This window comes from Anaeromyxobacter sp. Fw109-5, assembly GCF_000017505.1.
In the GTDB taxonomy this organism is placed as follows: Bacteria; Myxococcota; Myxococcia; order Myxococcales; family Anaeromyxobacteraceae; genus Anaeromyxobacter.
In genome coordinates, this window is record NC_009675.1 from 2,954,656 (window position 1) to 2,980,000 (window position 25,345).

Here is a 25,345-nt window from a genome sequence, read left to right on the forward strand (position 1 = left end):
CGCGCCGGGTTATGTTCCGATCCATGAAGATCGCGAACGGCACCGTCGTCGGAATCGACTACTCGCTCCACCTCGGCGACGGGAAGGTGATCGACGCCTCCGAGCCGTCTGAGCCGCTCACCTACCTGCACGGCGAGGGGCAGATCGTGCCCGGCCTGGAGTCGGCGCTCGAGGGGCTCTCCGCGGGTGATCGCCGGCAGGTCACCGTCCAGCCGGCGGAAGGCTACGGCGACCACGACGCGCGCGGCGTCCAGGAGGTGGACCGGACCGCCTTCCCGCCGGGCTTCGCGCCCGAGGCCGGGATGGAGCTCACCGCGGAGGGCGAGGACGGCGAGCCCGTCCCCTTCGTCATCCGCGAGGTGCGGGCCGACAAGATCGTCATCGACCTGAACCACCCGCTCGCCGGCAAGACGCTTCACTTCGACGTCACGGTGCGTGAGGTGCGCGAGGCGACCGCCGAGGAGCGGGAGCACGGCCACGCGCACGGGCCGCACGGCCACGACCACTGACGCGGCCTCGGCCCGCAGCCGCCCCGGCGCAGGTCACCCGGCGTCGCGCGCCTAGTTGCTCGTCGGGGTCACGTCGTACGTCCACGTCTCGCCGCGCGAGATCGTGAACTGCTCGGTGACGCTTGCCTCCCCGAGCCGCACCTCCACGCGGTGAGCGCCCACGGCGATCTCGCGCCGGACGTCGCCTCGGCCGAGCCGCTTGCCGTCGAGGAGCACCTCCGCCTCCGCGGGCGCGGTGACCACGAGGAACCCCGTGGGAGAGATCTTCGCCGCGGCGACGCGCCGCGCGGGCGCCTTGCGCTCCTCGGCCCTCGCCTTCTTCGCGGGCCTGGCCGGCGGCGGGACCTCGGCCTCCTCGGCGCGGACGGCGTCGGCAGGGGCGACGTCTCGCGCAGGGCTCGGCATCGCGGAGGCCGCGGCGGCGCGCTCGCCGGGGGTCCCGACCGCCGGGGGCGGTTGCTGCACCGCCGCCGCGTCGTCTCGGCGGAGATCGGGGAGGAGCATGCCCCGCGCCGCGACGAAGCCCACCCCGACGCCGATGAGCACGCACGCGACGGCGATCCAGAGCTGCGCCCGGGAGCGGCGCGGCGCCACCGCGGCGGGCGCGGGGAAGGTCGAGACGGTGTCGGGAGAGGGAGCCCCGGCTCCCGCGGCGGGAGCGGACGGCGCGGGCGCCGGGGCGCGAGCGGGGATGACGACCGGCTCGGGCAGCGTCACTCGCGCGGGGGCCGGCTGGACGGTCTCGGAGGACGGGGCGAGGACCGCGGGCGGGAGCGACGACATGGGCTCCGCGATCGCGATCGGGGCCGCGGTGGTCTCCCGGCTCGGGGTCTGGGCCGCGAGGACCTCGACCTCCGGACGAGCGCCCGTCGCGCTCTGGGCCGGCGCCGCGGCCACGGCCACCGGCTCGTCCTCTTCCACCAGCTCGAGGGCGAGGTCGGCGGCGGGCTCGTCCGTCGCGCGCCCGACGAGGCGCGCCAGCGCGGCGCGCTCCCCCTCCCCCGCCGGCAGGATCGCCTCCGCATAGGCCGCGACCGTCTCGCGCGGCGCGAGCGGCAGCGCGGCGGCGATCGCCTCGCCCAGCACGCCCGCGGAGCGGAGCGGCTGCCCGCCGGTGGCGCCGAGCGCGAGGTCCACCACCGCGCCGAGCGCCGGCGGGACGCCGGGAGCGTCGAGCGGGCGCGGCGGGGACGCCGGAGGCTCACCCACGAGGCACTCGTGCAGGACTGCCGCCAGCGCGCGCACGTCGGCGGCGGTGTCCTCGCCGAGGCCGGCACCGAGACCGGACACGGCCGTGGCCCCGTCCTCCCCGATCACGAGGCGATCCGCCCCGATCGAACCGTGCGCCAGCGGGCGCCCGTCCCCGGGATCGAGGGCGTGGACGCGGGAGAGCCCTGCGCACGCGTCGGCCACCACGCGCGCGGCGACCTCCGGGGGGAGCCGGCCGCCCGCGTCGAGGAGGTCGCGGAGCGACGGACCGAGCCGGTGGAGCTCGACCACCGCCACGCCACCCCCGACGGTCTCGAGCCCCTCGACGGGGACGACGCCCGGGTGCCGCACCCGGGCGGCGGCCTCCGCGTCGCGGGCGAGCGCGGCGAGGCGGATGGGGTCGTCGGCGACGCGCGCCGGCGCGAACGCCAGCACGACGGCGCGCGGGGGTCCGGCGCGGTCCACCGCGAGGGCCCTGCGGAAACCGGCGAAGGACGGCAGCGGCGCGATGATCTCGAAGCGATCGGTCGTGGCCATCGGCGCCGAATCTACACCCTGTCCCCCGCCGTCGCCCGCTCGCTTCGCGGCGCACCCGCGCCCACTTCGGCGCACGGCCGTGGCGAGTGGCGGACCCTCCGGCTACGATGCGCGCGTGCCGAGTCTCAAGGCCGTCGTCACCGATCTCGACAACACGCTCTATCCCTGGGTCGACTACATCGTCCCGAGCCTGGAGGCGATGGTCGCGTCGCTGGAGCAGACCACCGGGCGGCCGCGGATCGAGATCGTCCAGTCCCTGAAGGCGGTCTACACCCGCCACGAGTCGAACGAGTACCCGTTCGCCATCCAGGAGTCGTCGCTGTTCCGGCCGTACAAGGCGGACTTCGACTCGTTCGACGCCCTCGTCGTGCGACCCGCGCGGCGGGCGTTCGCCGAGGCCCGCAGGCGCTACCTGCACCCGTATCCGCACGTGCGCGAGACCCTGGAGGAGATCCGCGGGCGCGGGCTCAAGATCATCGCGCTGTCCGACGCGCCGCGGAACGCGCTCGAGCTGCGCATCCAGATGCTCGAGCTCGACGGGCTGTTCGACGCGGTCTACGCGCTGAAGGGCTACGAGCTGCCCGAGAACGTGGATCCCGAGATCCGCCGCAAGGACGCGGCCGGCGCCTATCGCTCGAAGAAGACCGTGGTGGTGGAGCTGCCGCGGAGCGCGGAGAAGCCGAGCCCGACCGGCCTGCGGCGCGTGCTGCGCGACTTCGGCCTCGAGGGGCGCGAGGTGCTCTACGTGGGCGACAACCCGAAGAAGGACATGCCCGTCGCGCAGGCGTGCGGGGCGATCGGCGTCTGGGCCGAGTACGGCACGTACATCTCGAAGGAGTACCGCGAGCGGCTGGCGGTGATCTCGGCGAAGGCGGTCACGCGGCGCCACGTCGCCGACGTGGACACCCCTCGCTGGCCCCTCGCCATCGCCTCGTTCGTGCAGCTGCTGGACATCCTGGACGGCGCCCGCTGGACCGCCCCGGGCGGCCGGACCGCCCGCGGGCCCAGCACCCGGAGGAGGCGCAGGTGAACGTGAGGGTGAGCTACTCGGATCTCGCCGGCCGGCGCGCGCTCGTGACGGGTGCGTCCTCCGGCATCGGCCTCGGCGTGGCCGAGGCCTTCCTCGAGCAGGGGCTGAAGGTGGCGGTGCACTACCGCTCGAACCGGGCCGCGGCCGAGGCGCTCGCGGCGCGCTTCGCCGGGCGCGCGGTGGCGATCCAGGCGGAGCTCGGGACGGAGGCGGGCTGCGTGGCGTGCGTGGCGGAGGCGGCGAGGGCCCTCGGAGGCCTCGACCAGATCGTCCACTCCGCCGCGATCTGGAACGAGGGGCCGATCGAGCGGATCGCGGCGGCGCAGCTCGAGGAGATCTTCCGCGTCAACGTGTTCAGCGCCTTCTACCTCGTGCGCGAGGCCATGCCCTTCCTCGGGCGGAGCGGGCGCGGCAACGTCGTCTTCATCGGCTCGACCGCCGGCCAGCGCGGCGAGGCGCGCCACGGCCACTATGCGGCGACCAAAGGCGCGCTGCAGTCGCTCGCGATGAGCCTCGCGGTGGAGCTCGCGCCGCGCACGCGCGTGAACGTCGTCTCGCCGGGCTGGGTGCGCACGCCGATGGCCGAGGTGGAGCTGAAGGACGTCGGCGCGGCCATCGCGGGGGCGCTCCCGAACCGGCGGGTCGGCGAGGTCGAGGACGTGGTCCACGCCTGCCTCTATCTCGCGAGCGAGGCCTCCGGCCACCTCGTCGGGGAGGATCTGTGCGTCTCCGGCGGCGCTCTCCTGGTCGTCCCGCGCGGCCAGATCGTCGCGTCGGAGCGGTAGCGACGCCCCACCGGCGCGTGCGGCCGTGCCGCGCCGGCGCTACGAGCTGGTCATGCGCTTCCGGCACCACGTCTTCGTCTGCGAGAACGTGCGCCCCGAGGACGACCCGCGCGGCTCGTGCGGCGGCAAAGGCTCGTCCGCGATCCGCAAGGCGCTGAAGGACGAGCTGAAGCGCCGCGGCCTCGACAAGCAGATCCGCGCGAACGCCGCCGGGTGCCTCGATGCCTGCGCGTTCGGACCGTCGATGGTCGTCTACCCGGAGGGCGTCTGGTACGGGCACGTCTCCGTGGCCGACGTGCCCGAGATCGTCGAGCGGCACCTCGTCGGCGGCGAGCCGGTCGAGCGGCTCCGGCTGCGGCGGCTGGAGGGCGCCCCCGCGACGCGCGCCTCGGCGATCGCGCCCGACGGAGGGGAACGCGGCGAGCGGTGAGGGTCAGCAGACGCGCGGCGGGCCGTGGCGCAGGTCCGCGAGGGCGGCCCGCACCGCGTCCGCGTCGGGCGCCTCGGGGGCGCGCGCCAGGTAGCTCTCGAGATCGCGGGAGGCGGCGGCGGCCGCGCCGAGCCGCGCCGCGGCGAGCCCCCGGTCGCGGAGAGCGGCGAGCTGGCTCGGCGCGGTGAGCAGGATCCGGTCGAGCACCCACCAGGCGCGCACGTCGTCCCGGCGCGCCGCGTAGAGCCGCCGCAGGTTCCCCAGCATTCGCAGCACGATCTGGCGCGGCGTGGCGGGCCCGAGCAGCCGGCGGTCCAGGTCGCGACCGGTGCGCTCGCGGTAGCGGCTCAGGCACTCGTCCGCGGAGAGCATCTCCCCGCCGTGAAAGGCGTCGATGAAGATCTCCGCGCCGGAGCTCGACTGGTACCTCGCGAGGAAGTGGCCCGGCATCCCGACCCCGTCGATGGCGAGCCCGGCGCGGCGGCCCACCTCCATGTAGACGAGCGAGAGGGTGATCGGCAGCCCGACCCGCCGCTCGAGCACCTCGTTCAGGAACGAGCTGCGCGGGTCGTCGTAGTCCGCCGCGCTGCCGTGGAGCCCCTCCTCGCCCGCCAGGATCTCGCGGAGCGCCCGGAGCAGCGAGGCCGCGCGCGGGGGCGCCGGGGCTCGCGACACGACACGCGCGGCCAGGTCGTCGAGCCTGGCCAGGTACCGGGCCTGCTCGAGGCGGGGGTACTCCTCGGCGGCGATCGCCAGCGCGACCTCGTCGAGGCGGATCGGGTCGCGCGATACGACCTCGGCGAACCGGTCGCGCGCCCCGCCGCCGATCGTCATCGCGCTTCCCCGGCGGCAGGTCGGCCCGGGAGGCCGGCGGGCGGGACGGCGGGGCTGCGCGGGGGAGAGGGCGTCCTCACGCCTGGAGTATAGCCGCCGCCCGGCGCAGTTCCCGGCCGTGGCGGGACGGGTGGCGCTCGGCGCCGGCGCTCGAGTGGAAGTCGCCGCGATGTCGGCCCCTCAGTCGGCGTCCAGCGCCCGGTGCACGCCGGGCCGCTACCCTCTTGACGGGCTCACGGTCCTTCTCTAGATTCGCGCCCCTGCCATTCCCCAGTAGCTCAGTTGGCAGAGCAGGTGACTGTTAATCACCGGGTCGCATGTTCGAGTCATGCCTGGGGAGCCACTTCGACGGGCGGTTGGGCCTAGCTCAACCGCCCGTCGTCTATTGAGGCGCGCCGGCTCCTCTTGCGCGCGCCCCGCGCGTGAGGGTCATCAGGCGCTCGGCGAAGCGGCCGCCTCACGCGCTGGCTCCCGAGCGAGCGACGACGTCAGGAGCTCATCGTCAGGACCATTCGAAACCTCGCGTCGCCGGCCATCAGGCGCTTGTAAGCCGCGTCGACCTCTTCGAGCGGACGGACCTCGGTCATCGGCCGGATGCCGGCCAGCGCGGCGAACCGCAGCGTCTCCTCCACGTCGCGCGCCGTGCCGGACGGATGTCCGTGCACCGTTCGACTCGTCGCGATCAGCTGGAATGGGCTCACCTCGATCGGCTCGGGCGTGGCGCCAAGAACGAGCAGCTCGCCGTTGTGGCGGAGCCCGTCGATCGTGGCGCTCATCGCCTTCGCGCTCGAGGCGGTGGCCAGGACCACCTTCGCGCCCCCGAGCTTCTGCAGCTTCGCCGGAACGTCCCCGGCGTCGCCGTCGATGTAATGATGCACTCCGAGCTTCTTCGCCGTCTCCGCGATCTCCGATCCGCGGGCGATGGCCACGGTCTCGAATCCGAGCTTGGCAGCGAATTGAACGCCGAGGTGGCCCAGGCCGCCGACGCCGAGCACGGCGACGAGATCGCCTGGCCGAGCCGCGCTGCGCCGAAGGGCATTGAACGTCGCGACCCCAGCGCATCCCATCGGCGCCGCCTCGACCGCCGAGAACGCGTCCGGCACGTGAGCGAGGGCGGAGGCCGGCACGACCATCGCTTCCGCGTAGCCTCCGGGATAGGCCCAGCCCGGCACCTGAATCATTTCGCAGTGAATCAAGTCGCCCTCGCGACAGGGGACGCACGTGCCGCAGTGGCCGCCGAACCAGCCGACCGCGACGCGCTCGCCGACCCTCCAATGCTCGACGTCCTCGCCGAGCGCATCGATGCGCCCCGCGATCTCGTGGCCCGGCACGAGCGGGAACGGTACGTTCGGGAAGGCGCCGTTGATGAAGGCGGAGTCGGTCCGGCAGACCCCGCACGCTTCTACGGCGATGCGGGCCTGCCCGCGACCGGGCCTGGGAAGGTCGCGCTCGACGAACCTGAAGGTACCGCCGGGCTCGGAGACCTGGACTGAACGGAATTTCGGCATGGCTCTCTCCTCGCTGTGTCTCGGCGCTGTCGCCTCCGGACGTGAAGACGATGGTCCGCGCGCGACGACATCGGAAGGATCGGAACTCTGGGAGTCATGCCCGATCCTATGAACCGGGCGACAACCCGCGAGACGCAGCCTAAGAACGAAGGAGAGGACGGCGCCCATGCCCAGACGATCGCGCTCGGAGAACTCGCTCGCCGCCGGCATCGCCGGTCTCGCGCATCAGGAGGGATGCAGCAGAACGCGTCATCCGGGCGTCGTCGTCTGGCGGATGACCGACGCTCACCCGCCAACACCGACGCTCTACGCGGCAAGCTTGATCCTCGTCGGCTCGGGAGAGAAGCAAGCGACGCTCGGCGAGCAGACGTTCGCCTACAACGCCGACCACCTCCTGGTCGTCACCTCTCCGCTGCCGATGCTCTGCCGGACCATCGCGTCGGAGACGGAGCCCGTGCTCACGCTGGTGGTCGAGATCGAGATGCCGCTCTTGCGCGAGCTCATCCTCGAGGCCCCTGCCTCATCCCCGCCTCGATGGCCAGCGTCCACGCGGACGGTGTTCCGAATGGCCCTCTCTCCCGAGCTCGAGGACGCCGGGGCACGTCTTCTGCGCCATCTCGGCGACGATCGGCGAACGAAGGTCCTCGGGCGGCAGACCATCCGCGAGATGCTGTTTCTCGTCCTCGAGTCGTCCTGTGGCGATTCCCTTCGCGCGGTCGCGGAAGGCACCGTGAGCCGTTTCTCTCACGTCCTCCGGCACATGAACGGGAACTTCGCCGGTCGAATGAAGGTCGAAGAGCTCGCGCGCCTCGCCCACACCAGCGTTCCGACGTTTCATCAACGCTTCAAGGCGATGACCGGGACGTCGCCGCTCCAGTACATGAAGACGCTGCGCCTGACGCGCGCGCGCCAGCTGCTCCGCGAGGGGGCGATGGTGAAGGCCGTGGCGCACGACGTCGGCTACGAGAGCGAATCTCAGTTCAGCCGCGAGTACCGGCGGCTGTTCGGCGGCCCGCCGTCATCGGACTCGTACCTGTCGCCAGCCGAACGCTCGTATTGAAGTGAGGTGAGCGGATGGGCCGCTACGTCTTGGGTTTCGAGGAGATCGACCAGACGCAGGTCGCGGTCGTCGGCGGCAAGGGCGCGCACCTGGGAGAGCTCTCGCGGATCGAGGGGTATCCGCGTGCCGGCTGGCTTTTGCGTGACGACGGACGCCTTCCGGCGGATCTGGGCGGGCCGTGACCTACCGCCTGCGGAACGGCTTCGACCACCGGAAGGTCCACATTCTCGGTGAAGACCGAGGCCCAGCACCGGCTGACGTGCTGGAGGATCGCGGCCGGCCCCACGACGTTCAGGTACGTGTCCTGCTGGCCCACGGAGGAGGCCGTCGGCAGGTCCTCCGACGTAGCGCTGGATCGGACGGCGTAGGCTGACCAGCTCATCCGCGAGCGCAAGGATGCGCTCAGGTCATACGAAACGCTCACGCCGCCGCGGGTGCTCACGTCGGATGGCGAGGTCGTCTCCGACGGCAGCTTCGCCGCCTTCACGTACTTGCGGGCCGTCTTGCGGTCCACCCCAGCCCGCATGGCGGCCAGGCCGACCTTCCCGTGCTTCGACATCTCCTCCATCAGCTTCCTCACCTGCCGTCCGTCGTCCTCACCCCACCACGTTCTGCCGCGTAGGCAGGCGGTCGGGGCTAGGTTCCGGCGGGCCTCAGCGATGGGGAGGTGTAGTTGTCGCCGGTGGGGAGGTGTAATTGTCGTCGAGCAGCTTGCCGGCCGTCGTGGGGGTGGAGAACGCCACCCGGCTGATCAGGGATGGGCAACGGATCCGCGTGCATGGAACCGACGGGTACGTCGAGATCCTGCCCTGAACCACGGTCGTGAATCGGTCGTCTAGGGCCGCGCATGCTCGACCTCGAGCGGGCTGAGCACCAGCGCAGTGCGGTCGGCAAGACCCTCGATCCGCGCGAGATAGTCCTTGTAGTGCGGGGTCTCGCGATGCGCTGCGACGGCGGTGCCTCCAGGTATAGCTCGTCGAGATCACCGCGCGGCCGACGATGTCTCCCGCTCTCAACAGCTCGATATTCTCTTTGCGGGCGGAGGCAACGACCGTCGCACCGCCTCCGCGCGAGCGCTTCACGATCCCTTCCGCAGGACGGGAAGCATCGCCTGCGCGAGCGGCCCCGTCCTCGAGCGATCGGAGAGAGGCGCTCTCGAACTTACCGTGCTCATGGCCGGTCAAGCCGCGAGCCTCGGCACCGGCAACCGCTCGGCGTCCGGACGCGCATGCGCGATCGAGCGGCCGGACGCCGGGCCGGGGCCACAGGGGTGGCGTTGATCGGCACGGCTCGCGACGGCAAGTATGCGCCGATGATCACCGTCCGACGCTCCAACGACCGCGGGCACTTCGACCACGGCTGGCTCGACACCCGCCACACCTTCTCCTTCGCCGACTACCACGATCCCCGCCACATGGGGTTCCGCGCGCTCCGCGTCATCAACGAGGACCGGGTCGCGCCCGGCCAGGGGTTCGGCACCCACGGCCACCGCGACATGGAGATCCTCTCCTACGTGCTGTCCGGGCGGCTCGCCCACCGCGACTCGATGGGCAGCGGCTCGTCCCTCGGGCCGGGCGAGGTGCAGCGGATGACGGCCGGCACCGGCGTCCTTCACAGCGAGTTCAACGGCTCCGACTCCGAGCCCGTCCACTTCCTCCAGATCTGGATCCTGCCCGGGCGCCAGGGGCTCCTCCCTGGCTACGAGCAACGCGCGTTTCCGGAGGAGGAGCGCCGCGGGCGCCTGCGGCTCGTCGCCTCGCCCGACGGGGCAGACGGGAGCGTCACGATCCACCAGGACGCGCGCGTCCACGCCGGCCTGCTCGGCGGCGGCGATCAGGTGGTGCTATCGCTCGAAGCGGACCGCCATGCCTGGGTCCAGGTCGTGCGCGGGAAGCTCCGGGTCGGCGACGAGACGCTCTCTGCGGGCGACGGCGCCGCCCTGAGCGAGGAGCGCGAGGTGCGGCTCGCGGGCGTCGACGCCTCGGAGGTGCTGGTCTTCGACCTCGCCTGATCCGGCGTCGGCGCAATCACGCCGACGCCGGGACGGCGGTGCCGCTGCAGGGGACCGCCTCCGGGCCCGCCAGCGGCACCTCGATCCGGAAGGTCGCGCCCTCGCCGGGCGCGCCCTCGACCGAGATCGTCCCTCCGTGCGCCTCGATCACGCGGCGCGCCACGAAGAGCCCCAGCCCGAGGCCTCCGTAGTGGCGCGGTGAGACCGCCCGCTCGAACCGCTCGAAGATGCGCTCCCGCACGCACGGATCGACGCCGATGCCACGGTCGCGGACGATCACGAGCGCCGCCTCGCCGCGCCGCGCCAGCTCGACGTCGACCGGCTTGCCCGCCCCGTACTTGATGGCGTTCGCGAGCACCATCCCGACCGCGCGCTCCAGGTACTCCGGGTCGAACCGCGCGACGAGCGGCTCGTCCAGCGCCAGCCGCAGCTCCGTGCCGGCCCGCGCGGCGGACTCCGAGAGCCGCTCGACGGCGCGTCGGACCGCCGAGCCGAGGTCGGCCTCTCGCGGCGAGAGCCGCAGCTCGCCGCGGTCGATCCGCGACACGTCGAGCAGCTCGTCCACGAGCCGCGCGAGCCGCGTCTCCTGGCGAAGCGCGCCGTCCACCTTCGCGGCGAGCCGCTCCGGCGTGACGACGCCCCGGGCGCCGGCGAGCTTCAACCCCTCGAGCTGGAGCCGCAGGCTCGTGAGCGGCGTACGCAGCTCGTGCGAGGCGATCTCCAGGAAGTCGTCGCGCGCACGAACCGCCTCGCGCAGCTCCTGCTCGACGCTCTTCCGCTCGTCGATGGGCTCGGCCGAGGAGACGAAGTAGCAGGGCCGTCCCGCTGGGTCCCGGACCAGCGCCGCCGTGAGGTGCACCCACGTGGCGCGCCCATCCCGCCGGACGTAGCGCTTCTCCCTCGCGCAGAGCACGCCCTCGCCCGCCAGGAGCCGCCGGGCGCACCCCTCGTCCTCGGCGACGTGCTCGGGGTGCGTCACGTCCTGGAACCGGAGCGCCCGCAGCTCCTCCTCCTCGTACCCGAGGATCCTGGCGAAGCGCCGGTTCACCCGCAGCCACCGGCCGTCGAGCGCGACCTGGGCGATCCCGATCGCCGCGTTCTCGAAGGTGGCGCGGTAGCGTGCCTCGCTGCGGGCGAGCGCGCGCACGGAGCGGCGCGCCACCGCGTACGCCGCGAACGCGAGCCCGAGGGCCACCCCGGTCGCGGCGAGGAGCGCGTGCGACGCCCCCCGGATGCGGGCCGTGATCCGCGCGCGGGACGCCGCGAGCGCCTCGTCATGCGCGCGGCCCAGCGAAGGGTCGACGGCGCGAAGCTGGTCGTGGATCGGCGCCACCTCGACCGCGAGGACGTCGTGCAGGGTCCCCGCCTCCCGGAGCGCGTGAAACGCCGCGGCCCCCGCCGTGCCGGCCGCGAGCGCGAGCGCCACGAAGACCGCCGGCCCGAGCCGCGCCACGCGCGCCGCGTCCGGCGGCCAGGATCGGTTTGCCGCAGGCATGACCTCGGGCGTGTACCACCTCTCTCGGACGCCGGGGATGTGGCGTTGCGCCCAATCAGGGGATGCCCTAGACCCCACGAGGGAACCCCACGACCGCACGGGCGCTGCCGTGTCGTGCCTTCATGATGATCTTCGCGGCATGGCTCTCCCTGGTGACCACGACCCCTTGCAGGATGCCAACTTCCAGGCGCTCGTGGACGCGCTCGCGCGCGAGGGGCTGCCGCGGCGAGCGGAGGCCGCACGCGCGGTCGAGGCGGTCATGTGTGCGCTCGCGCAGCGCACCACCGGCGCCGAGTTCGACGAGCTGCGCGAGCACCTGCCGGAGCCGTTCGGCAGCCGCCTCACCGCCTGCGAGCGGCACGCGGCGCGCCCGCCGCGCCGGCTCCGCCGGGTGGAGGACTTCCATTCCATCGTGGCGGAGGACCTCGAGCGCGAGCCGCGCGAGGTGGAGGCGACCGTCCGGGCGGTGTTCGCCGCGCTCCGCGCGATGACGCCCGAGGAGGACGCCGAGCTCATCGGCCACGAGCTTCCGCTCGAGCTCGAGCCCTTCTGGCGGCGCCCCTCCTGATCACGGGCGGCGGGCGCTCGCCTCCCTGCGCGGCCGCCGAGCCCGGAACCGCTTGAGCCTCACCACGTCCTCCCGGTCGCGCTCCTCGAGCGCCGCCTCGATCCGTCCGGACTCCGCCGTCAGCGCCGGGAGGACGAGCTGCTCGAGCGCGTTGATGCGGCGGGAGGTGGCCTGGATCTCCTCGCCGAGGCGAGCGAGGTGCAGCTCGCGCGACGCGATCCGGAGCAGCACCTCGAGCGCCTCCTCGTGACGGCGCGCCGCCTCCGTGCCGGCGAGGCCCCAGCTCGTCGGGGAGCTGCCGCGCTCGTCGGCGGCGCGTATCAACGCGGGCGCCGCGACGGACGGCGTCGGCACTCCCCACACGCGCCGCACGCTTACCTGGAGCGGCACCTCGCGTGCGGCCGTGAGGGCGACCGACGCGAGCGCCTCCTCGCCCTCGAGCGCGCGGGCGAGCCCGAGCGCCTTCACCGCCCCGCGGAGCACCTCGTCGAGCCGCGCGCGCCCGGCGAGCACCTCACGCGTGAGCTTCCACAGCTCACCGGCCAGGACCTCGCGCTTGGCGCGGAGCAGCCGCGCGCCCTTCGAGGCGACGTCCGCGCGCCCGCGGACCTCGAGGAGCCCCATGCGCGTGGTCGGGGTGCGCGTCACCGCTGGCCCTCCTTGCGGCGGGCCTCGAGCACCGCCGCCGGGATGCGCGCGAGCGCCTCGGGAGGTAACTGCGCGAGGAGCCGCCACCCGGTCTCCAGCGTGTCCTCGATGGAGCGGAACGCGTCCCCCTGGCCGACGAGCTCCCGCTCGAAGCGGTCCCCGAACTCCAGGAGCCGCCGCTCCTCCTCGCCCAGGTTCGCCGACCCGACGATGGCCGCCATCCGGCGCACGTCCCGCCCGCGGGCGTAGAGCGCGTACAGCTGGTCGGCCAGCGGTCGGTGGTCGGCGCGCGTGCGCCCCGGGCCGGCGCCGAGCCCCATGAGGCGCGAGAGCGAGGGCAGCACGTCGATGGGCGGATACACGCCCCGCCGGTCGAGCTCGCGGGAGAGCACGATCTGACCCTCGGTGATGTAGCCCGACAGATCCGGGATGGGGTGCGTGAGGTCGTCGTCCGGCATCGTCAGCACCGGGACCTGCGTGATCGACCCGGGCCGGCCGGCGATCCGGCCGGCGCGCTCGTAGATCGTCGCCAGGTCCGTGTACATGTAGCCGGGGTAGCCGCGGCGTCCGGGCACCTCGTCGCGCGCGAGCGCCACCTCGCGCAGCGCCTCGCAGTAGCTCGTCATGTCCGTGAGGACGACGAGGACGTGCAGGCCATGGGAGAACGCGAGGTGCTCGGCGCAGGTGAGCGCGCAGCGCGGGGTCATGAGCCGCTCGATGGGCGGATCCTCGGCGCGGTTGAGGAACACCGCCGTCCGATCGAGCACTCCCGCCCTGCGGAACGCCTCGAGGTAGGCGTCGTACTCGCGGAACGGCGCCCCCATCGCGGCGAACACCACGGCGAACCGCTCCCCGCCGCGGACCCTGGCCTGGCAGACGATCTGGCCGGCGAGCCGGCCGGCAGGCAGGCCCGCACAGGAGAAGACGGGGAGCTTCTGCCCCCGCACGAGCGTGTTCAGGCCGTCGATGGCCGAGACGCCGGTCTCGATGAAGTCGGCGGGCTTCTCGCGCCGCGTGACGTTCAGGGCCGCGCCGTGGATGGGGAGCCGCGCCTCCGCGATGGGGGCCGGCAGCCCGTCGGTCGGTCGGCCCAGGCCGTCCAGCACGCGCCCGAGCATCCCGCGCGACACCGCGAGGGTCGCCACCTCGCCCGTGAGCGTCACCTCCGCGCGCGCGGGCGCGAGGCCGCGGGTCTCCTCCAGCACCTGGACCGCCACCCGCGCGCCCGAGAGCTCGATGATCTGGCCGCGACGCTCCTCGCCGCCCGCCATGCGGATGCGCACGAGCTCTCCGAGCCGCGCGCGCGGGACGCCCTCCAGGAAGAGCAGCGGCCCCGCGATCGCGTCCGCCCCGCGCACTCGCCGCGTGACGAGATCCATCGTTCACTCCGCCTCGAGGCGCGCGAGGAGCCCCTCGAGCTCCGCGCGGAGCGCCTCTGCGCCGCGCGCGATCGCCTCCGCCGGCAGCGAGCCGAGGCGGAGGAGGCGGGCGCCGAGGCCCGCCTCGAGGATGGAGTGGAGCGGGACGCCGCCGGCGATGGCGTTCACGGCGCGGCCGTGGAGCTCGAGGTGGAGCCGCAGCATCTCGAGCGCCTTGCGCGGCGGGCAGCTCGCGTCGACGGGATCGTACGCGCTCTGGCGCAGGAAGCCCTCCCGCAAGAGCCTCGCCGACTCCAGCACGAGCCGCTCGGCGTCCTGCAGCGACTCGGTGCCGACGAGCTCGGCCACCTCCACGAGCTCGCGCTCGCGCTGGAGGAGCTTCATCGCCTCGTCGCGGAGGGCGCCGAACCCCTCCCCCGCCTCGCGCTCGAACCAGCCGCGGAGGCGCTCGGCCTCGAGCGAGAACGAGATCGCCCAGTCGACCGCCGGGTAGTGGCGGCGGTGCGCGAGGTCCGCGGACAGCGCCCACAGCGCGCCGGTGGCGCGGAGCGAGCACTGCGTCACCGGCTCGGAGAGATCGCCGCCCGGGGGCGACACCGCGCCCACGATCGTGACGGCCCCCTCGCCGCAGCCGAGCGTCTCGACGCGGCCGGCGCGCTCGTAGAAGCGCGCCAGGCGGGAGGCGAGGTAGGTCGGGTAGCCCTCCTCGCCGGGCATCTCCTCGAGCCGCGCCGAGATCTCGCGCAGGGCCTCCGCCCAGCGGGAGGTGGAGTCGATCATGAGCGCGACGGAGCGGCCCATGTCGCGGAAGTACTCGGCGATGGTGCAGCCCGTGTAGATCGACGCCTCTCGCGCGGCGACCGGCATGTTCGAGGTGTTCACCACGAGCACGGTGCGCCCCAGGAGCGGCCCGCCGCTGCGCGGGTCCTCGAGCTTGGGCAGCTCGTCGAGGACCTCGGCCATCTCGTTGCCGCGCTCACCGCAGCCGACGTAGACGACCACGTCCGCCGCGGCGTGCTTGGCGAGGCTCTGCTCGAGGACGGTCTTGCCCGTCCCGAAGCCCCCGGGGACCATCGCGGTGCCTCCCGCGGACACCGGGAAGAAGCAGTCGAGCACCCGCTGGCCGGTGAGGAAGGGGACGTCCGGCGCGAGCCGCCGGCGGATGGGGCGCGGGCGCCGCACCGGCCAGCGCTGCAGGAGCGCGATCTCGGCGCCGTCGGCGAGGCGCACCACCGGCTCGTCCACCGCGAGCGCCCCGCTGCGCACCTCCGCGATGCGGCCCCGGACGTGGGGCGGCGCCAGCAGCGGCTGGGCCTCCGCGCCGGAGCGCGCCACGCCGAGGCAGGCCCCCGGCACGAGGTCGTCGCCGCGGCGGACGCTCGGCTCGAGCTCCCATCGGCGCGCCCGATCGAGCGCGGGCAGGCGGGCGCCGCGCCCGAGGAAGTCGCCCTGCTGCGCGGCGAGCGCGTCGAGAGGGCGCTGGACGCCGTCGAACACCGAGCCGAGCAGGCCCGGGCCGAGCTCGACCGCGAGCGGCTCGCCGGAGGGCTCCGCCGGCTCCCCGAGCGCGAGGCCCGCGGTCTCCTCGTAGACCTGGATCGTCGCGCGATCCCCCTCGAGGCGGATCACCTCGCCGAGGAGGCGCTCCTCGCCGACCCACACCACCTCGTTCAGCGCCGCGCCGGCGAGGCCGTCGGCGACGACGGTCGGGCCCGCGATGCGCACGAGCCTGGCGGTCATGGCCCCTCCCCCGCCGCCCCCAGCTTCACGCCGTAGCCGACGGCGCGGCGGATCAGCGCCGCGACGTACGCCCGGCCCCGCCCCTCCTCGCCCCAGCGCCGCGGCAGCGTGAACGGGAGGACGACGGGCAGGCCGCGTTCGCGGGCCCGGCGCAGCGGGCGCGGCCCCGCCGCGGCGAGCACCTCATCCTCGACGGCGAGCACGCCGGAGTCCTCCGCCGCGGCGAGGCGCCGGAGCGCCGCCCCCTCCTCTCCCCTCGCCACCTCCTCCACGGTGACTCCGGCGAGGCGAAAACCGAGCGCGTCGCCTTCCCGCACGACGACGACGAGGCGCAGCGGCGAGGTCCGCTGCTGGTCGGCATGTCCGGACCGGGTCACGCGCCCTCCTCCGCGAGGGAGAGGATCTCCTCCGCCGGCAGCCCGAGCGCGGCGCCGCGCAGCACGAGCGCGACGCGCCTCACCTCGGCGCGTCGGGCAGCGAGGTGAGCGAGCGGGACCGCCAGCGACAGCGGCCGGGCGCGCGCCTCCCTGCGGAGGGCCAGGACCAGGCGGCGCTCGAGCGCGCGCTCCGCGCCCCACGGCGTCGCGAGCTCGGCCGCGGACATTCCCAGGGCCGCCGAGACGGCGTCCCGCACGGCATCCCCGTGGCGCAGCGCGGCGACTCGGCGGAGCGTCTCCCCCGCGAGGCTACGCCCTCCCTCGAGCAGCGCGTCGGCGGCGGGCACCGCGCCCGCGAGCGCGAGGAGCGTGGCGGCGTTGCGGGAGTCGACGCGATCGGCGAGGTGGCGCGCGAGGATCGCCGCGTCCTCGCCCCCTCGGCGGCACGCTCGACGGGCGCGGGCGAGCGCGGCGCGCTCGGCGGCGATCTCGAGCGGGAGGAGCCCCCGCTCGGCGCGGAAGCCGCCCGCGAAGGCGCCCGCGGCGGCGCCCACCGCGCTTCCGGCGGCGGCGAGCGCGGCCAGCGCCGCCGGTACGTCCCGCGCCGAGGCCGCGGCACGGAGGGCGTCCGCGGGCAGACCCGGAACCGGCGGCGCGGCGGCGAGGGTGCGATCCACCGGCGCGCCCGCGGCGACGCCGCGCGCGATCGCCGCGACCGCGGCGGCCTCGTCGAGCGCGAGGAAGGCCTCGAGGAGCGCCCGCGCCCGGCCTCCCTCCGTCTCCTCGAGCAGCCGCATCCCCTCCTGGCGCAGCGCCTCGCGGAGCGCTGCCTCGACCCGCAGGAGGGCGTCGGGCCCGCCCGTCCGACCGGCCGGCACCGCCGCCCCGAGGGCGCTCGCGCGGAGCGCCTCGAGCCGCTCGGCCTCGCCTCCGCGCGCGAGCAGCGCGCGCAGCGCGGCGTCGTCGAGGAGGCGCGCGCGCCGCGCGCCGAGCCGGGCGTTCGCGAAGTCGAGGCGTGCCACGTCAGCCCTCCCCGAAGAGCAGCCTCGCGACCTCCGCCTCGAGCACCGTCCAGGCACGGTCGAGCCGCGAGGGGAGCGTGTCGTCCAGGACGCGGCGCCCGGCGACGAGCGCGACGCCCCCGCGCGCCTCCGGCGCCGCGCGGACGGCCGCCCGCGCCGCGACGGCGGGGTCCAGCGAGGCGAGCGCGCGCCCCACCTCGGCCTCGGCGCCGGGATCGACGATCACCTCCAGCGGCCCGTCCCCGGCCTCGGGCAGGAGCTCCGCGAGCAGCGCGGCGTCGAGCGCGGGCCCGCCCGCACCGCGCAGCCGGGCCAGGGCCTCGAGACGGAGCCGCTCGAGCTGCCGGCGGCGCTCCACGAGGAGCGCGCGCTCGCGCTCGAGCGCGATGGCCTCGCGCGAGGCGCGCCGGTGGGCCTCCGACTCCTCGCGCACGCGGGCCAGCACCGCCGCCCTCGCCCCGTCCGCCGCGGCCCGCGCCTCGGAGAGGATCCGCGCGCACTCGCGATCGGCCGCGGCGCGCACCTCACGCGCCTCTCGCGCGGCCTCCTCCCCGAGGACCCGCAGCAGCTCCGGGTATCCCACGCGCCTAGCCTCCGGTGAGGATCAGGACCGCCACGACGAAGCCGAGGATGACGAGCGTCTCCGGGATGGCGAGCATCACGATGATGGCGCCGCGGACCTCCGGCTTCTCGGCGAGCGCCCCGGCGCCCGCCGAGCCGATGCGGGACTGAACCCACGCCGTCGCGAGGGCGGAGATTCCCACCGCGATCGCGGCTGAGACGGCGATCAGCACCTTGTCCATTTGCGACCTCCTCCCTTACCTGCCCAGAGCGAAGGGGCGGTAGGGCGCGCCGCCCTCGTCGTAGAACTTCTCGAAGAACTCGACGTAGTGGAGCCGCAGCGCCGCGACCGTCGGGCTGATGAGCCCGAGCGTGAAGTTTACGAGGTGGAGCAGCACGCCGATGGTCGCCCCCGCCGCGGCCGGCCGGAGCGTCGTCGCCACGAGGTTGGCCACCTCCGCGAGCATCACGGAGGCGAGGCCCAGGGCCATGAGGCGGGTGTAGGACAGGACGTTGCCGAGCCCGAGCACGAGCTCGAGGACCGCCATGGGCCCCTCCGCCCCGATCGCGACGGCGAGCAGCGCGCCCCCAGCCCACAGCGCCGGGCGCAGCGCCGGGGCGGGCAGCAGGCCCGCGGCGACGGCGCCACTGACCGCCGCGGCACAGAGGAGCCCGAGCTTCGCGACGCGCCCCAACGCCTCCCGGCGGTGCCCGGCGCGGAGCGCCCCCGCCACCCCGAGCGCCATGCCGACGCCGACGTGGACCGCGCCGACGCCGAGCGCCACGCCGAGGAACGTCAGGAAGGCCCGGCGACGGTCGAGGACCAACGGGTGGAGGCCGAAGTGCCCGCCGAGCTCGCCGAGCGCCTCGCCGAACAGGACTCCGAACGCCAGCGCCGAGAGCGCGCACGCGAGGGCGACCCAGGTGAGATCGCGCCCCAGCGGACCTCCCACCCGGCGCACGCGCAGGACGAGCGCGACCACCAGGCCGGCCGCGCCGCAGGCGACGTCGCCGAGCACGAGGCCGAAGAAGAGCGGGAAGAAGACCGCGACCCAGGGGGTCGGGTCGGTCGAGCCGTAACGCGGCAGCGGCACGAGGCCCAGCAGACGCTCGAACGGACGCACGAAGGAGCGGTTCCGCAGGACGACCGGCACCTCCGACCACTCGCGCCGCTCGGGCGGCCGCGCCAGCATCGCGACCCGATCGCCCAGCTCGGTTGCGACGGCCTCGCGGAGGGGCGGGACCCGCTCCGCGGGCATGTAGCCCGTCACGACGAAGGCGAAGCGCGTCTCGCCGCAGGCGCTCGCCGCGCCGAGGCGACCCAGGAGCGCGCGCGCCGCCGCGGCGCTCGCCGCGAGCGGCGCGTGGACTCGCTCCGCGAGCCGTTCCCGCTCCGCCTCGACCTGCGCCTGCTCCGCGGGGATGGCCCGGGACCGGGCGATGACGTGGAGGAGCACGTCCACCAGCGGCTTGCCGGCGCAGGCAGCCGGGAGCTTCACCTCGTCCACCCCACGCTCGAACAGGAGCGCGGTGAGCGCGGGGCCGTGCGCGCGCGGCACGACGAGGAGCACGCCGGTGCGCTCCGCGTCGAGCGGGCGCGCGGTCAGCTCGAACACGTCCCCCGTGAGCCGGCGGACCTCGCCGCGCAGGAGCGCGATGGCCTCGGGGTCGCTGCGCAGCTCGAGGCCGTGGATCTCCGGGTCGAGCGCCGGATCGATCCCGTGGCCGAGCGGCGCCAGCGCCACGATCAGCCGCGAGAAGCGGGCGAGGGCTTCGGCCTCCTCGGCCAGCGCCGCGCGCCGCGCCTCCAGCGCGTCGAGCTCCGTCTCCAGCTCGCCGAGCCTGGCGAGCAGCTCCTCCGAGCCGGGCTCCGGGAGCCTCCCCTCCCCTGCGCCCCGGCCGCCCGCCAGGCGCGCGGCGAGCGCCTCGAGCCGTCGCAGCGCCTCCTCCGCGCGCGCGGCGCGCATCGCCGTCGCCGCCGCGGGCGGACGGGGCTGGACGAGGGCGGGCGCTCCGGCAGGCGCCGGCGAGGGCGCGCGCAGCTCCAGGACGCCTTGGGCCTGGAGGAACTCGAGCGCGCGCTCGAGCAGGTCCCGCGGGCCGAGCAGCTGGACGCGGGCCATGGGGAGGATCACGGCGACCTCCCGAGCACCACCGCGAGCACGCGCTCGAGCGCGCGCGGGCCGTTCCGCTCGGCGCTGCGAGCGACCGCCGCGAGCTCCTCCGCGAGCACGGCGCGGCCGCTCTCCGCCTCGCGCTCGATGGCGGCGGCGTCCTCGGTGCGCAGCGCCCCGCGCACCCGCTCGAGCTCGCGCCGCCCGCTCGCGGCGAGGAGCTCCGCCTCCCGGCGCGCGGCCTCGACCGCGGCGGCCGCCTCGGCGCGCGCGGCGGCGACCTGTCGCTCCAGCGCCGCCTCGTCGCCGCGCAGCCGATCCAGCGTCTCGGCATCGCCGCTGCGAGCCGCGTTCCGCACCGCCGGCCTCCCCCGTCACGAGGAGACGCTCCTCGGCCCAGGGTGGCAAGCGCACCGCGCGTTCCCGCTTGGGCCTGCGCTGGAAGGCCGCGGCGTTCCCCCGGTGGGCACGCACCATCCGGCGAGCCCACCCGCGCCGCACCCAGTCGACCGCGATGCGGCGTCGGTCCGCGGCGCGACGTCGAGCGATCACGCCGGCCCGGACCTCGAGGGCGTCTGCACGGACGACCGCCCGCCCGCGCGCGGCGACTCGACATCGGGCGGCACGGCCGTTACCCTCCGTCGCCACGCCACCGCCCCCGGATACCCGCTCTCCCGTGACCGCTCCCTCCACGCCCCGCCGCGCCTTCTCCGTCTCCGTGTTCTGCCGCCACGAGGGCGCCATCCTCCTCGTCCGTCACCGCCGGCTCGGCACCTGGCTCCCCGTCGGCGGCGAGATCGAGGCAGGGGAGACTCCCCTCGAGGCCGCGCGGCGGGAGCTACGCGAGGAGACGGGGCTCACCGGACGGTTTCCAGGCGGCGTCGGCGTGGACGGAACGCCCGCCGGGCTCGTCGGCTACGAGGAGCACGCGGCCGGCTCGAAGGGGCTCCACATGAACTTCGCCTTCGTCGCCGACGTGGAGAGCCGGACGCTCGCCGCTTGCGACGAGTGGGACGCCGCGCGCTGGGTGAGCGAGGTGGACCTCGCCGCGGTGGACTGCCCGGCGAACGTCCGGGCGCTCGCGGCCCTCGCGCTCGCGGCTCCGTCCGCCTCCTGAGCGTATCGCCGGTCCTGCGGTCCTCCTCGCGTGATCGCGGACGCTCGGCGCGGCCCCGCCGCGTCAGCTCCGGAGCAGCGAGAGCTGCGTGGGGGCCCTCCCCGCCGCGCCGGGCTCCGCCCGCCCCGCTGCGCCGCCGCCCAGGCCCGGCTCGGACTCACTCGCTCCAGACGGCGAACCACCCTCCAGTACGCTTCGGCCGCCGTAGGCGCGGCTCGCCCGCCGCTCTCCGTCCAGGAACTCCTCCAGCGTCGGTCCCTCGGCGGCGCCCTCGAGCCGGCGCGCCTCCTCGTCGAGCCGCCGGATGGCGGCGAGGCGGTCCTCCTCGCCGAGCTTCGCGCGATCGACGGCCTGGCGCAGCACGCCGAGCGTCTCGTCGTAGACGCGCAGCGGCACCGGGAACGGGTGCCCGTCCTTGCCCCCGTGGGACAGGGAGAACCGCGCGGGATCGCTGAATCGGCAGGGCGCGCCGTGGATCACCTCGGCGGCCGAGGCGAGGGCGAGCACCGTGCGCGCGCCGAGCCCCGGCGTGAGGAGCAGCTCGGAGAAATCGACCGGGCCGCGCTCGGCCGCGGCCGCGAGGGTGCCGTGCAGGCGGCGCAGGAGCACGTCGGAGGCGGCCACGGCGTGCCGGCCGGGCAGCTGGAGGTGCGGCCCGCTGGCGAGCGCCCCGCGGATCCGGACGAGGGCGCGATCGGGCCCGTCGCGAACGAGCGCGAGCTGCGCCTCGCGCGACGGCGCGGCGCGCCGGTCCGTGAGGTTCACGATGGCGCCGCCCGGACGGCCCTCGATCGCCGCGTGCGGCTCGTCGACGAAGCTCGTGAGGCCCTCGGAGCGCCAGTGATACCGCCGCGCCCGGCGCCGGACCGTGTCCATCCCCTGCTGGACGACGACCCACGCGCCGTCGTCGGCCACGACGAACGCGTGCAGGTAGAGCTCGTGACCGTCCTGCACCGCCGCCCCGTCGACCTTGGCGACGAGCCGGCTCGTCCTGGCCAGCGCGTCGCCGTCGAGCCCGGTGCGCTCACCGAAGGCGACCAGCTCCTCCGGCGTCCGCCGCGAGTGCCGGCCGCGCCCGCCGCAGACCCGGAGCCCGAGCTCGCGCTCCAGCGGCGCGAGCCCGCGCTGCAGGGCGCCCAGGACGCTCGTCGTGATCCCGGACGAGTGCCAGTCCATGCCCATCAGGCACCCGAGCGACTGGAACCAGAACGGGTGGGAGAGCCGGCGCAGGAGCTCCGCGCGCCCGTACTCGAGGACGATCGCCTCGCAGAGCACGCGCCCGAGCCGGGCCATCCGGTGAAACAGCCACGGCGGCACCCGTCCGCCATGGAGCGGCAGGTCCGCGGAGCCGCTGCGCGCGCCCGGCCCGCTCGACGTCATGGCTCGCGCATTCGACCTCACCACGCCTGCGCCCCTCGCTCTGCCCCCGCCCCTGCGGCGCCCGACAGCCGGCGGCGCCGCTGCGGTTCCGCCCCACGCCCTCCCGTGAGTAACCATGACAGGAGTGCCACGCCGCTCCGACAGCCGCCCCCGCTCGCCCTCCGGAAGCGTTCCGCCTGCGCCCGCCCAGCGCATGGCTGAGCGGGCCGGGGGTGCGCCGCGCCCGACAGCAGCCGAGCCCCGGAGCCGTGGGGCGAGCGCCGTGGCGCCCGTCCCCGCCGATGCGAGCCTGGCATCCCTCCGCGAGGCGGCCCGGGGCTGCCGGGCCTGCCCGCTGTGGGAACGAGCGACGCAGACCGTCTTCGGCGAGGGGCCCTCCCGCGCCGAGGTCGTGCTCGTGGGCGAGCAGCCGGGGAACGAGGAGGATCTGGCAGGGCTCCCCTTCGTCGGGCCCGCCGGCCGGCTCCTCGACAAGGCGCTGGCGGCGGCCGGGATCGACCGGCGCCGCGTCTACGTCACGAACGCCGTGAAGCACTTCAAGTGGGAACCGCGAGGAAAGCGCCGCATCCACCAGAAGCCGAACGCGGGCGAGGTGCGCGCCTGCAGGCCGTGGCTCGACGCCGAGCTCCGGCTGGTGCGGCCGCGGGCCGTCGTCTGCCTCGGCGCCACCGCGGCGCAGGCGCTCCTCGGGAAGGGCTTCCGGGTCACGCGGAGCCGCGGCGAGCCTCTGGCCTCGCCGCTCGCGCCCATCGTCCTCGCCACGGTGCATCCGTCCGCGATCCTGCGGGCGCCCGACGACGAGACCCGCGCCGCCGAGCTCTCCAGGTTCGTGGAGGACCTCCGGCGGGTGGCGGAGGCGCTGCGCTCGCCGGGGCGCGAGGCGATGCCTCCGGCCTGAGGGCGCGCGGTCCGCGCTCGCGCGGCAGAAAAGAAAAAGCCCGCCGGCGCGGATTGCGCCAGCGGGCCAAGAAAGATGCGGCAGCGACCTACTCTCCCACACCGCTTCCGGTGCAGTACCATCGGCTCTGGTGGGCTTAACTACCGTGTTCGGGATGGGAACGGGTGTGACCCCACCGACATAGCCACCGCAAAGCTTGAAAAGAGCTCGAGGGGCTCAGGGCCTCTCGAAGGCTGAATACGAAGGGTAAGAAGAGTCTTCCAGCGGGCCTCGCGTGGCCCGAACGTCATTCGATGCCTCGATCTCGACCTCGTCTCCGGTCGCCTACGACCTGAGAAGAGGGAGACCAAGCCGCACGCCCGATTAGTACCGGTCAGCTGAGCGCCTCACGGCGCGTACACCTCCGGCCTATCAACCTCGTCGTCTTCGAGGGGGCTTCAGGGGCTTGCGCCCGGGAGAAGTCGTCTCGAGGTTGGCTTCCCGCTTAGATGCTTTCAGCGGTTATCCGTTCCGCACATAGCTACCCAGCGATGCCCCTGGCGGGACAACTGGTACACCAGCGGTGCGTCCATCCCGGTCCTCTCGTACTAAGGACAGATCCTCTCACTTCTCCTACGCCCACGGCAGATAGGGACCAAACTGTCTCACGACGTTTTGAACCCAGCTCGCGTACCGCTTTAATTGGCGAACAGCCAAACCCTTGGGACCTGCTCCAGCCCCAGGATGCGATGAGCCGACATCGAGGTGCCAAACCGCGTCGTCGATGTGAACTCTTGGACGCGATAAGCCTGTTATCCCCAGAGTACCTTTTATCCGTTGAGCGATGGCCCTTCCATACAGAACCACCGGATCACTATGACCTGCTTTCGCACCTGCTCGACCCGTCGGTCTCGCAGTCAAGCTCCCTTATGCCATTGCACTCGACGCCTGGTTTCCAATCAGGCTGAGGGAACCTTCGCGCGCCTCCGTTACCTTTTGGGAGGCGACCGCCCCAGTCAAACTACCCACCAGCCATTGTTCCCGACCCCGTTCAGGGGCCCAGGTTAGACACCAGAAATCGCCAGGGTGGTATTTCACCGTTGCCTCCCCCCAAGCTAGCGCCCGGGGTTCATAGGCTCCCACCTATCCTACACAAGCAATTCCTAGTGTCAGTGGCAAGTTGTAGTAAAGGTTCATGGGGTCTTTCCGTCTTGCCGCGGGTAAACTGCATCGGCACAGCTATTTCAATTTCGCTGAGTCCCTGGTCGAGACAGCGCGGAAGTCGTTACGCCTTTCGTGCAGGTCGGAACTTACCCGACAAGGAATTTCGCTACCTTAGGACCGTTATAGTTACGGCCGCCGTTTACCGGGGCTTCGGTTCATCGCTTTGGCCTTGCGGCCTGACGAATCACCTTAACCTTCCGGCACCGGGCAGGCGTCAGACCCTATACATCCACTCGCGTGTTTGCAGAGTCCTGTGTTTTTGTTAAACAGTCGCTACCGCCATTTATCTGCGACCCAGCTGCGCTTCGGGAGCAAGTCCCTACACATAGCCGGGCCCCCCTTCTTCCGAAGTTACGGGGGTAGATTGCAGAGTTCCTTGACCAGAGTTCTCTCAAGCGCCTTAGGATTTTCTCCTCGCCCACCTGTGTCGGTTTGCGGTACGGGCGCCTCGTCAGCTCCACGCGGGGATTTTCTAGGAAGCATGGGATCACGCACTTCAGGCCTTACGGCCACGTCATCACCTCTCGGCGTAATGGCCTCACCTTTTCATCGTATGAGGCCCGCCTACGGGCTTGAACCGGGACGACCGTCACCCGGCTGCGCTACCCTTCTCCGTCCCCCCTCGCTTCAACGCCAACGGGGCGGTACAGGAATATTAACCTGTTGTCCATCACCTACGCCTTTCGGCCTCGGCTTAGGGCCCGACTAACCCTGGGCGGATTAACCTTCCCCAGGAAACCTTGGGCTTACGGCGAACGAGTTTCTCACTCGTTTTGTCGCTACTCATATCGGCATCAGCTCTAGAACAGACTCCACCAGTCCTTGCGGTCTGGCTTCGCTGCCGGTTCTACGCTCCCCTACCGATCCCTTGCGGGATCCCGTGGCTTCGGTGCCATGCTTGAGACCCGATACATTTTCGGCGCAGTCTCG

Annotated in this window: 25 protein-coding genes, 1 tRNA gene, 2 rRNA genes and 1 pseudogene (1 of these 29 cut by a window edge); 12 read left to right on the forward strand and 17 right to left on the reverse strand. The window is 73.8% G+C overall.

Going from position 1 to position 25,345, the window contains the following annotated elements; genetic code table 11:
• The first annotated feature begins 23 nt into the window (after window positions 1-23).
• Window positions 24-509 carry a peptidylprolyl isomerase gene (locus tag ANAE109_RS13035; protein WP_041449159.1) on the forward strand — a complete coding sequence of 162 codons (486 nt, stop codon included), beginning with the start codon at window positions 24-26 and terminating at the stop codon, window positions 507-509.
• Between the two features lie 51 nt (window positions 510-560).
• Here the strand turns inward: ANAE109_RS13035 and ANAE109_RS13040 are convergent, their stop codons facing one another.
• Complete coding sequence (locus tag ANAE109_RS13040; protein ID WP_012097345.1) at window positions 561-2,255, reverse strand: hypothetical protein; 1,695 nt, start codon at window positions 2,253-2,255, stop codon at window positions 561-563.
• Window positions 2,256-2,370: 115 nt separating this feature from the next.
• Here ANAE109_RS13040 and ANAE109_RS13045 point away from each other — a divergent pair, with 115 nt between their 5' ends.
• The 3 genes from ANAE109_RS13045 to ANAE109_RS13055 are packed head-to-tail and all read left to right on the forward strand — an operon-like array spanning window position 2,371 to window position 4,500.
• Complete coding sequence (locus ANAE109_RS13045) at window positions 2,371-3,285, forward strand: HAD family hydrolase (protein ID WP_041448324.1); 915 nt, start codon at window positions 2,371-2,373, stop codon at window positions 3,283-3,285.
• Window positions 3,282-4,070 carry an SDR family NAD(P)-dependent oxidoreductase gene (locus tag ANAE109_RS13050; protein ID WP_012097347.1) on the forward strand — a complete coding sequence of 263 codons (789 nt, stop codon included), beginning with the start codon at window positions 3,282-3,284 and terminating at the stop codon, window positions 4,068-4,070. Before ANAE109_RS13045 ends, ANAE109_RS13050 begins: the two co-directional genes overlap by 4 nt.
• 52 nt (window positions 4,071-4,122) lie before the next feature.
• On the forward strand, window positions 4,123-4,500 hold the full coding sequence (locus ANAE109_RS13055) for a ferredoxin (RefSeq protein ID WP_041449160.1): 378 nt from the start codon (window positions 4,123-4,125) through the stop codon (window positions 4,498-4,500).
• A 3-nt stretch (window positions 4,501-4,503) separates the two neighbouring features.
• Here ANAE109_RS13055 and ANAE109_RS13060 read toward each other — a convergent pair whose 3' ends face one another.
• The gene (locus tag ANAE109_RS13060) at window positions 4,504-5,334 is read right to left on the reverse strand and encodes a SirB1 family protein (protein ID WP_012097349.1); all 831 of its coding nucleotides are present in this window, start codon (window positions 5,332-5,334) and stop codon (window positions 4,504-4,506) included.
• Between the two features lie 267 nt (window positions 5,335-5,601).
• On the opposite strand from ANAE109_RS13060, the gene ANAE109_RS13065 reads away from it, so the two are divergent.
• Window positions 5,602-5,677: transfer RNA gene (locus ANAE109_RS13065), tRNA-Asn, on the forward strand.
• Between the two features lie 145 nt (window positions 5,678-5,822).
• On the opposite strand, the gene ANAE109_RS13070 is transcribed toward ANAE109_RS13065, so the two are convergent.
• Window positions 5,823-7,010, reverse strand: coding sequence for an alcohol dehydrogenase (locus tag ANAE109_RS13070; protein WP_234945142.1), 1,188 nt, complete (start codon window positions 7,008-7,010; stop codon window positions 5,823-5,825).
• On the opposite strand from ANAE109_RS13070, the gene ANAE109_RS13075 reads away from it, so the two are divergent.
• The gene (locus tag ANAE109_RS13075) at window positions 7,009-7,902 is read left to right on the forward strand and encodes an AraC family transcriptional regulator (RefSeq protein ID WP_012097351.1); all 894 of its coding nucleotides are present in this window, start codon (window positions 7,009-7,011) and stop codon (window positions 7,900-7,902) included. The genes ANAE109_RS13070 and ANAE109_RS13075 overlap by 2 nt on opposite strands.
• 14 nt (window positions 7,903-7,916) lie before the next feature.
• On the forward strand, window positions 7,917-8,084 hold the full coding sequence (locus ANAE109_RS25435) for a hypothetical protein (protein ID WP_162096514.1): 168 nt from the start codon (window positions 7,917-7,919) through the stop codon (window positions 8,082-8,084).
• Between the two features lie 104 nt (window positions 8,085-8,188).
• Here the strand turns inward: ANAE109_RS25435 and ANAE109_RS26150 are convergent.
• A pseudogene (locus tag ANAE109_RS26150) lies at window positions 8,189-8,470 on the reverse strand (PEP/pyruvate-binding domain-containing protein); the annotation flags it as partial.
• A 161-nt stretch (window positions 8,471-8,631) separates the two neighbouring features.
• Between ANAE109_RS26150 and ANAE109_RS26155 the strand changes: the two are divergent.
• Both ANAE109_RS26155 and ANAE109_RS13085 read left to right on the forward strand, forming a co-directional pair.
• Complete coding sequence (locus ANAE109_RS26155) at window positions 8,632-8,715, forward strand: hypothetical protein (protein ID WP_369730647.1); 84 nt, start codon at window positions 8,632-8,634, stop codon at window positions 8,713-8,715.
• A 499-nt stretch (window positions 8,716-9,214) separates the two neighbouring features.
• Entirely contained in the window at window positions 9,215-9,913 is a 699-nt protein-coding gene (locus tag ANAE109_RS13085) for a pirin family protein (RefSeq protein WP_041449161.1), read from the forward strand.
• A 16-nt stretch (window positions 9,914-9,929) separates the two neighbouring features.
• Here the strand turns inward: ANAE109_RS13085 and ANAE109_RS13090 are convergent, their stop codons facing one another.
• The gene (locus tag ANAE109_RS13090; protein WP_085938838.1) at window positions 9,930-11,408 is read right to left on the reverse strand and encodes a sensor histidine kinase KdpD; all 1,479 of its coding nucleotides are present in this window, start codon (window positions 11,406-11,408) and stop codon (window positions 9,930-9,932) included.
• 139 nt (window positions 11,409-11,547) lie between these two features.
• On the opposite strand from ANAE109_RS13090, the gene ANAE109_RS13095 reads away from it, so the two are divergent.
• Entirely contained in the window at window positions 11,548-11,976 is a 429-nt protein-coding gene (locus ANAE109_RS13095; protein WP_041448325.1) for a DUF2267 domain-containing protein, read from the forward strand.
• On the opposite strand, the gene ANAE109_RS13100 is transcribed toward ANAE109_RS13095, so the two are convergent.
• The 9 genes from ANAE109_RS13100 to ANAE109_RS13140 are packed head-to-tail and all read right to left on the reverse strand — an operon-like array spanning window position 11,977 to window position 20,176.
• Entirely contained in the window at window positions 11,977-12,624 is a 648-nt protein-coding gene (locus ANAE109_RS13100) for a V-type ATP synthase subunit D (protein ID WP_012097357.1), read from the reverse strand.
• Window positions 12,621-14,003 carry a V-type ATP synthase subunit B gene (locus tag ANAE109_RS13105; RefSeq protein WP_012097358.1) on the reverse strand — a complete coding sequence of 461 codons (1,383 nt, stop codon included), beginning with the start codon at window positions 14,001-14,003 and terminating at the stop codon, window positions 12,621-12,623. Before ANAE109_RS13105 ends, ANAE109_RS13100 begins: the two co-directional genes overlap by 4 nt.
• A gap of 3 nt (window positions 14,004-14,006) precedes the next feature.
• Entirely contained in the window at window positions 14,007-15,743 is a 1,737-nt protein-coding gene (locus tag ANAE109_RS13110; protein ID WP_012097359.1) for a V-type ATP synthase subunit A, read from the reverse strand.
• Complete coding sequence (locus ANAE109_RS13115) at window positions 15,740-16,120, reverse strand: V-type ATP synthase subunit F (RefSeq protein ID WP_012097360.1); 381 nt, start codon at window positions 16,118-16,120, stop codon at window positions 15,740-15,742. The genes ANAE109_RS13110 and ANAE109_RS13115 overlap by 4 nt, the downstream gene beginning before the upstream one ends.
• Window positions 16,117-17,142 carry a V-type ATPase subunit gene (locus tag ANAE109_RS13120; RefSeq protein WP_012097361.1) on the reverse strand — a complete coding sequence of 342 codons (1,026 nt, stop codon included), beginning with the start codon at window positions 17,140-17,142 and terminating at the stop codon, window positions 16,117-16,119. The genes ANAE109_RS13115 and ANAE109_RS13120 overlap by 4 nt, the downstream gene beginning before the upstream one ends.
• A gap of 1 nt (window position 17,143) precedes the next feature.
• The gene (gene atpE / locus ANAE109_RS13125; protein WP_012097362.1) at window positions 17,144-17,725 is read right to left on the reverse strand and encodes a V-type ATP synthase subunit E; all 582 of its coding nucleotides are present in this window, start codon (window positions 17,723-17,725) and stop codon (window positions 17,144-17,146) included.
• Between the two features lie 4 nt (window positions 17,726-17,729).
• The gene (locus tag ANAE109_RS13130; protein WP_012097363.1) at window positions 17,730-17,945 is read right to left on the reverse strand and encodes an ATPase; all 216 of its coding nucleotides are present in this window, start codon (window positions 17,943-17,945) and stop codon (window positions 17,730-17,732) included.
• A gap of 15 nt (window positions 17,946-17,960) precedes the next feature.
• A complete protein-coding gene (locus ANAE109_RS13135; protein WP_012097364.1) occupies window positions 17,961-19,838 on the reverse strand; it encodes an ATPase in 1,878 nt (625 codons plus the stop codon).
• Window positions 19,835-20,176, reverse strand: coding sequence for a hypothetical protein (locus ANAE109_RS13140; RefSeq protein WP_041448326.1), 342 nt, complete (start codon window positions 20,174-20,176; stop codon window positions 19,835-19,837). Before ANAE109_RS13140 ends, ANAE109_RS13135 begins: the two co-directional genes overlap by 4 nt.
• Before the next feature lie 317 nt (window positions 20,177-20,493).
• Here ANAE109_RS13140 and ANAE109_RS25800 point away from each other — a divergent pair, with 317 nt between their 5' ends.
• On the forward strand, window positions 20,494-20,934 hold the full coding sequence (locus ANAE109_RS25800) for an NUDIX domain-containing protein (RefSeq protein ID WP_012097365.1): 441 nt from the start codon (window positions 20,494-20,496) through the stop codon (window positions 20,932-20,934).
• A gap of 63 nt (window positions 20,935-20,997) precedes the next feature.
• On the opposite strand, the gene ANAE109_RS13150 is transcribed toward ANAE109_RS25800, so the two are convergent.
• Window positions 20,998-22,314, reverse strand: a complete 1,317-nt coding sequence (locus ANAE109_RS13150; protein ID WP_041448327.1) for a DUF763 domain-containing protein — start codon at window positions 22,312-22,314, stop codon at window positions 20,998-21,000.
• A gap of 115 nt (window positions 22,315-22,429) precedes the next feature.
• On the opposite strand from ANAE109_RS13150, the gene ANAE109_RS13155 reads away from it, so the two are divergent.
• Window positions 22,430-23,212 carry a UdgX family uracil-DNA binding protein gene (locus tag ANAE109_RS13155; RefSeq protein ID WP_012097367.1) on the forward strand — a complete coding sequence of 261 codons (783 nt, stop codon included), beginning with the start codon at window positions 22,430-22,432 and terminating at the stop codon, window positions 23,210-23,212.
• Between the two features lie 75 nt (window positions 23,213-23,287).
• On the opposite strand, the gene rrf is transcribed toward ANAE109_RS13155, so the two are convergent.
• Both rrf and ANAE109_RS13165 read right to left on the reverse strand, forming a co-directional pair.
• Window positions 23,288-23,404, reverse strand: a 5S ribosomal RNA gene (gene rrf, locus ANAE109_RS13160).
• Window positions 23,405-23,554: 150 nt separating this feature from the next.
• A 23S ribosomal RNA gene (locus ANAE109_RS13165) occupies window positions 23,555-25,345 on the reverse strand; it runs 1,184 nt beyond the window's last position.

What these genes read in the sequence shown, in the direction of transcription:
- ANAE109_RS13150 (WP_041448327.1), bottom strand. Translation starts at nt 22,314, where the DNA reads ATGACGTCGAGCGGGCCGGGCGCGCGCAGCGGCTCCGCGGACCTGCCG.
- ANAE109_RS13130 (WP_012097363.1), bottom strand. Translation starts at nt 17,945, where the DNA reads ATGGACAAGGTGCTGATCGCCGTCTCAGCCGCGATCGCGGTGGGAATC.
- ANAE109_RS13070 (WP_234945142.1), bottom strand. Translation starts at nt 7,010, where the DNA reads ATGGGCGCCGTCCTCTCCTTCGTTCTTAGGCTGCGTCTCGCGGGTTGT.
- ANAE109_RS13105 (WP_012097358.1), bottom strand. Translation starts at nt 14,003, where the DNA reads ATGGATCTCGTCACGCGGCGAGTGCGCGGGGCGGACGCGATCGCGGGG.
- ANAE109_RS13095 (WP_041448325.1), top strand. Translation starts at nt 11,548, where the DNA reads ATGGCTCTCCCTGGTGACCACGACCCCTTGCAGGATGCCAACTTCCAG.
- ANAE109_RS13035 (WP_041449159.1), top strand. Translation starts at nt 24, where the DNA reads ATGAAGATCGCGAACGGCACCGTCGTCGGAATCGACTACTCGCTCCAC.
- ANAE109_RS13055 (WP_041449160.1), top strand. Translation starts at nt 4,123, where the DNA reads ATGCGCTTCCGGCACCACGTCTTCGTCTGCGAGAACGTGCGCCCCGAG.
- ANAE109_RS13090 (WP_085938838.1), bottom strand. Translation starts at nt 11,408, where the DNA reads ATGCCTGCGGCAAACCGATCCTGGCCGCCGGACGCGGCGCGCGTGGCG.
- ANAE109_RS13085 (WP_041449161.1), top strand. Translation starts at nt 9,215, where the DNA reads ATGATCACCGTCCGACGCTCCAACGACCGCGGGCACTTCGACCACGGC.
- ANAE109_RS25435 (WP_162096514.1), top strand. Translation starts at nt 7,917, where the DNA reads ATGGGCCGCTACGTCTTGGGTTTCGAGGAGATCGACCAGACGCAGGTC.
- ANAE109_RS13040 (WP_012097345.1), bottom strand. Translation starts at nt 2,255, where the DNA reads ATGGCCACGACCGATCGCTTCGAGATCATCGCGCCGCTGCCGTCCTTC.
- ANAE109_RS13155 (WP_012097367.1), top strand. Translation starts at nt 22,430, where the DNA reads ATGACAGGAGTGCCACGCCGCTCCGACAGCCGCCCCCGCTCGCCCTCC.
- ANAE109_RS13110 (WP_012097359.1), bottom strand. Translation starts at nt 15,743, where the DNA reads ATGACCGCCAGGCTCGTGCGCATCGCGGGCCCGACCGTCGTCGCCGAC.
- ANAE109_RS13075 (WP_012097351.1), top strand. Translation starts at nt 7,009, where the DNA reads ATGCCCAGACGATCGCGCTCGGAGAACTCGCTCGCCGCCGGCATCGCC.
- ANAE109_RS13060 (WP_012097349.1), bottom strand. Translation starts at nt 5,334, where the DNA reads ATGACGATCGGCGGCGGGGCGCGCGACCGGTTCGCCGAGGTCGTATCG.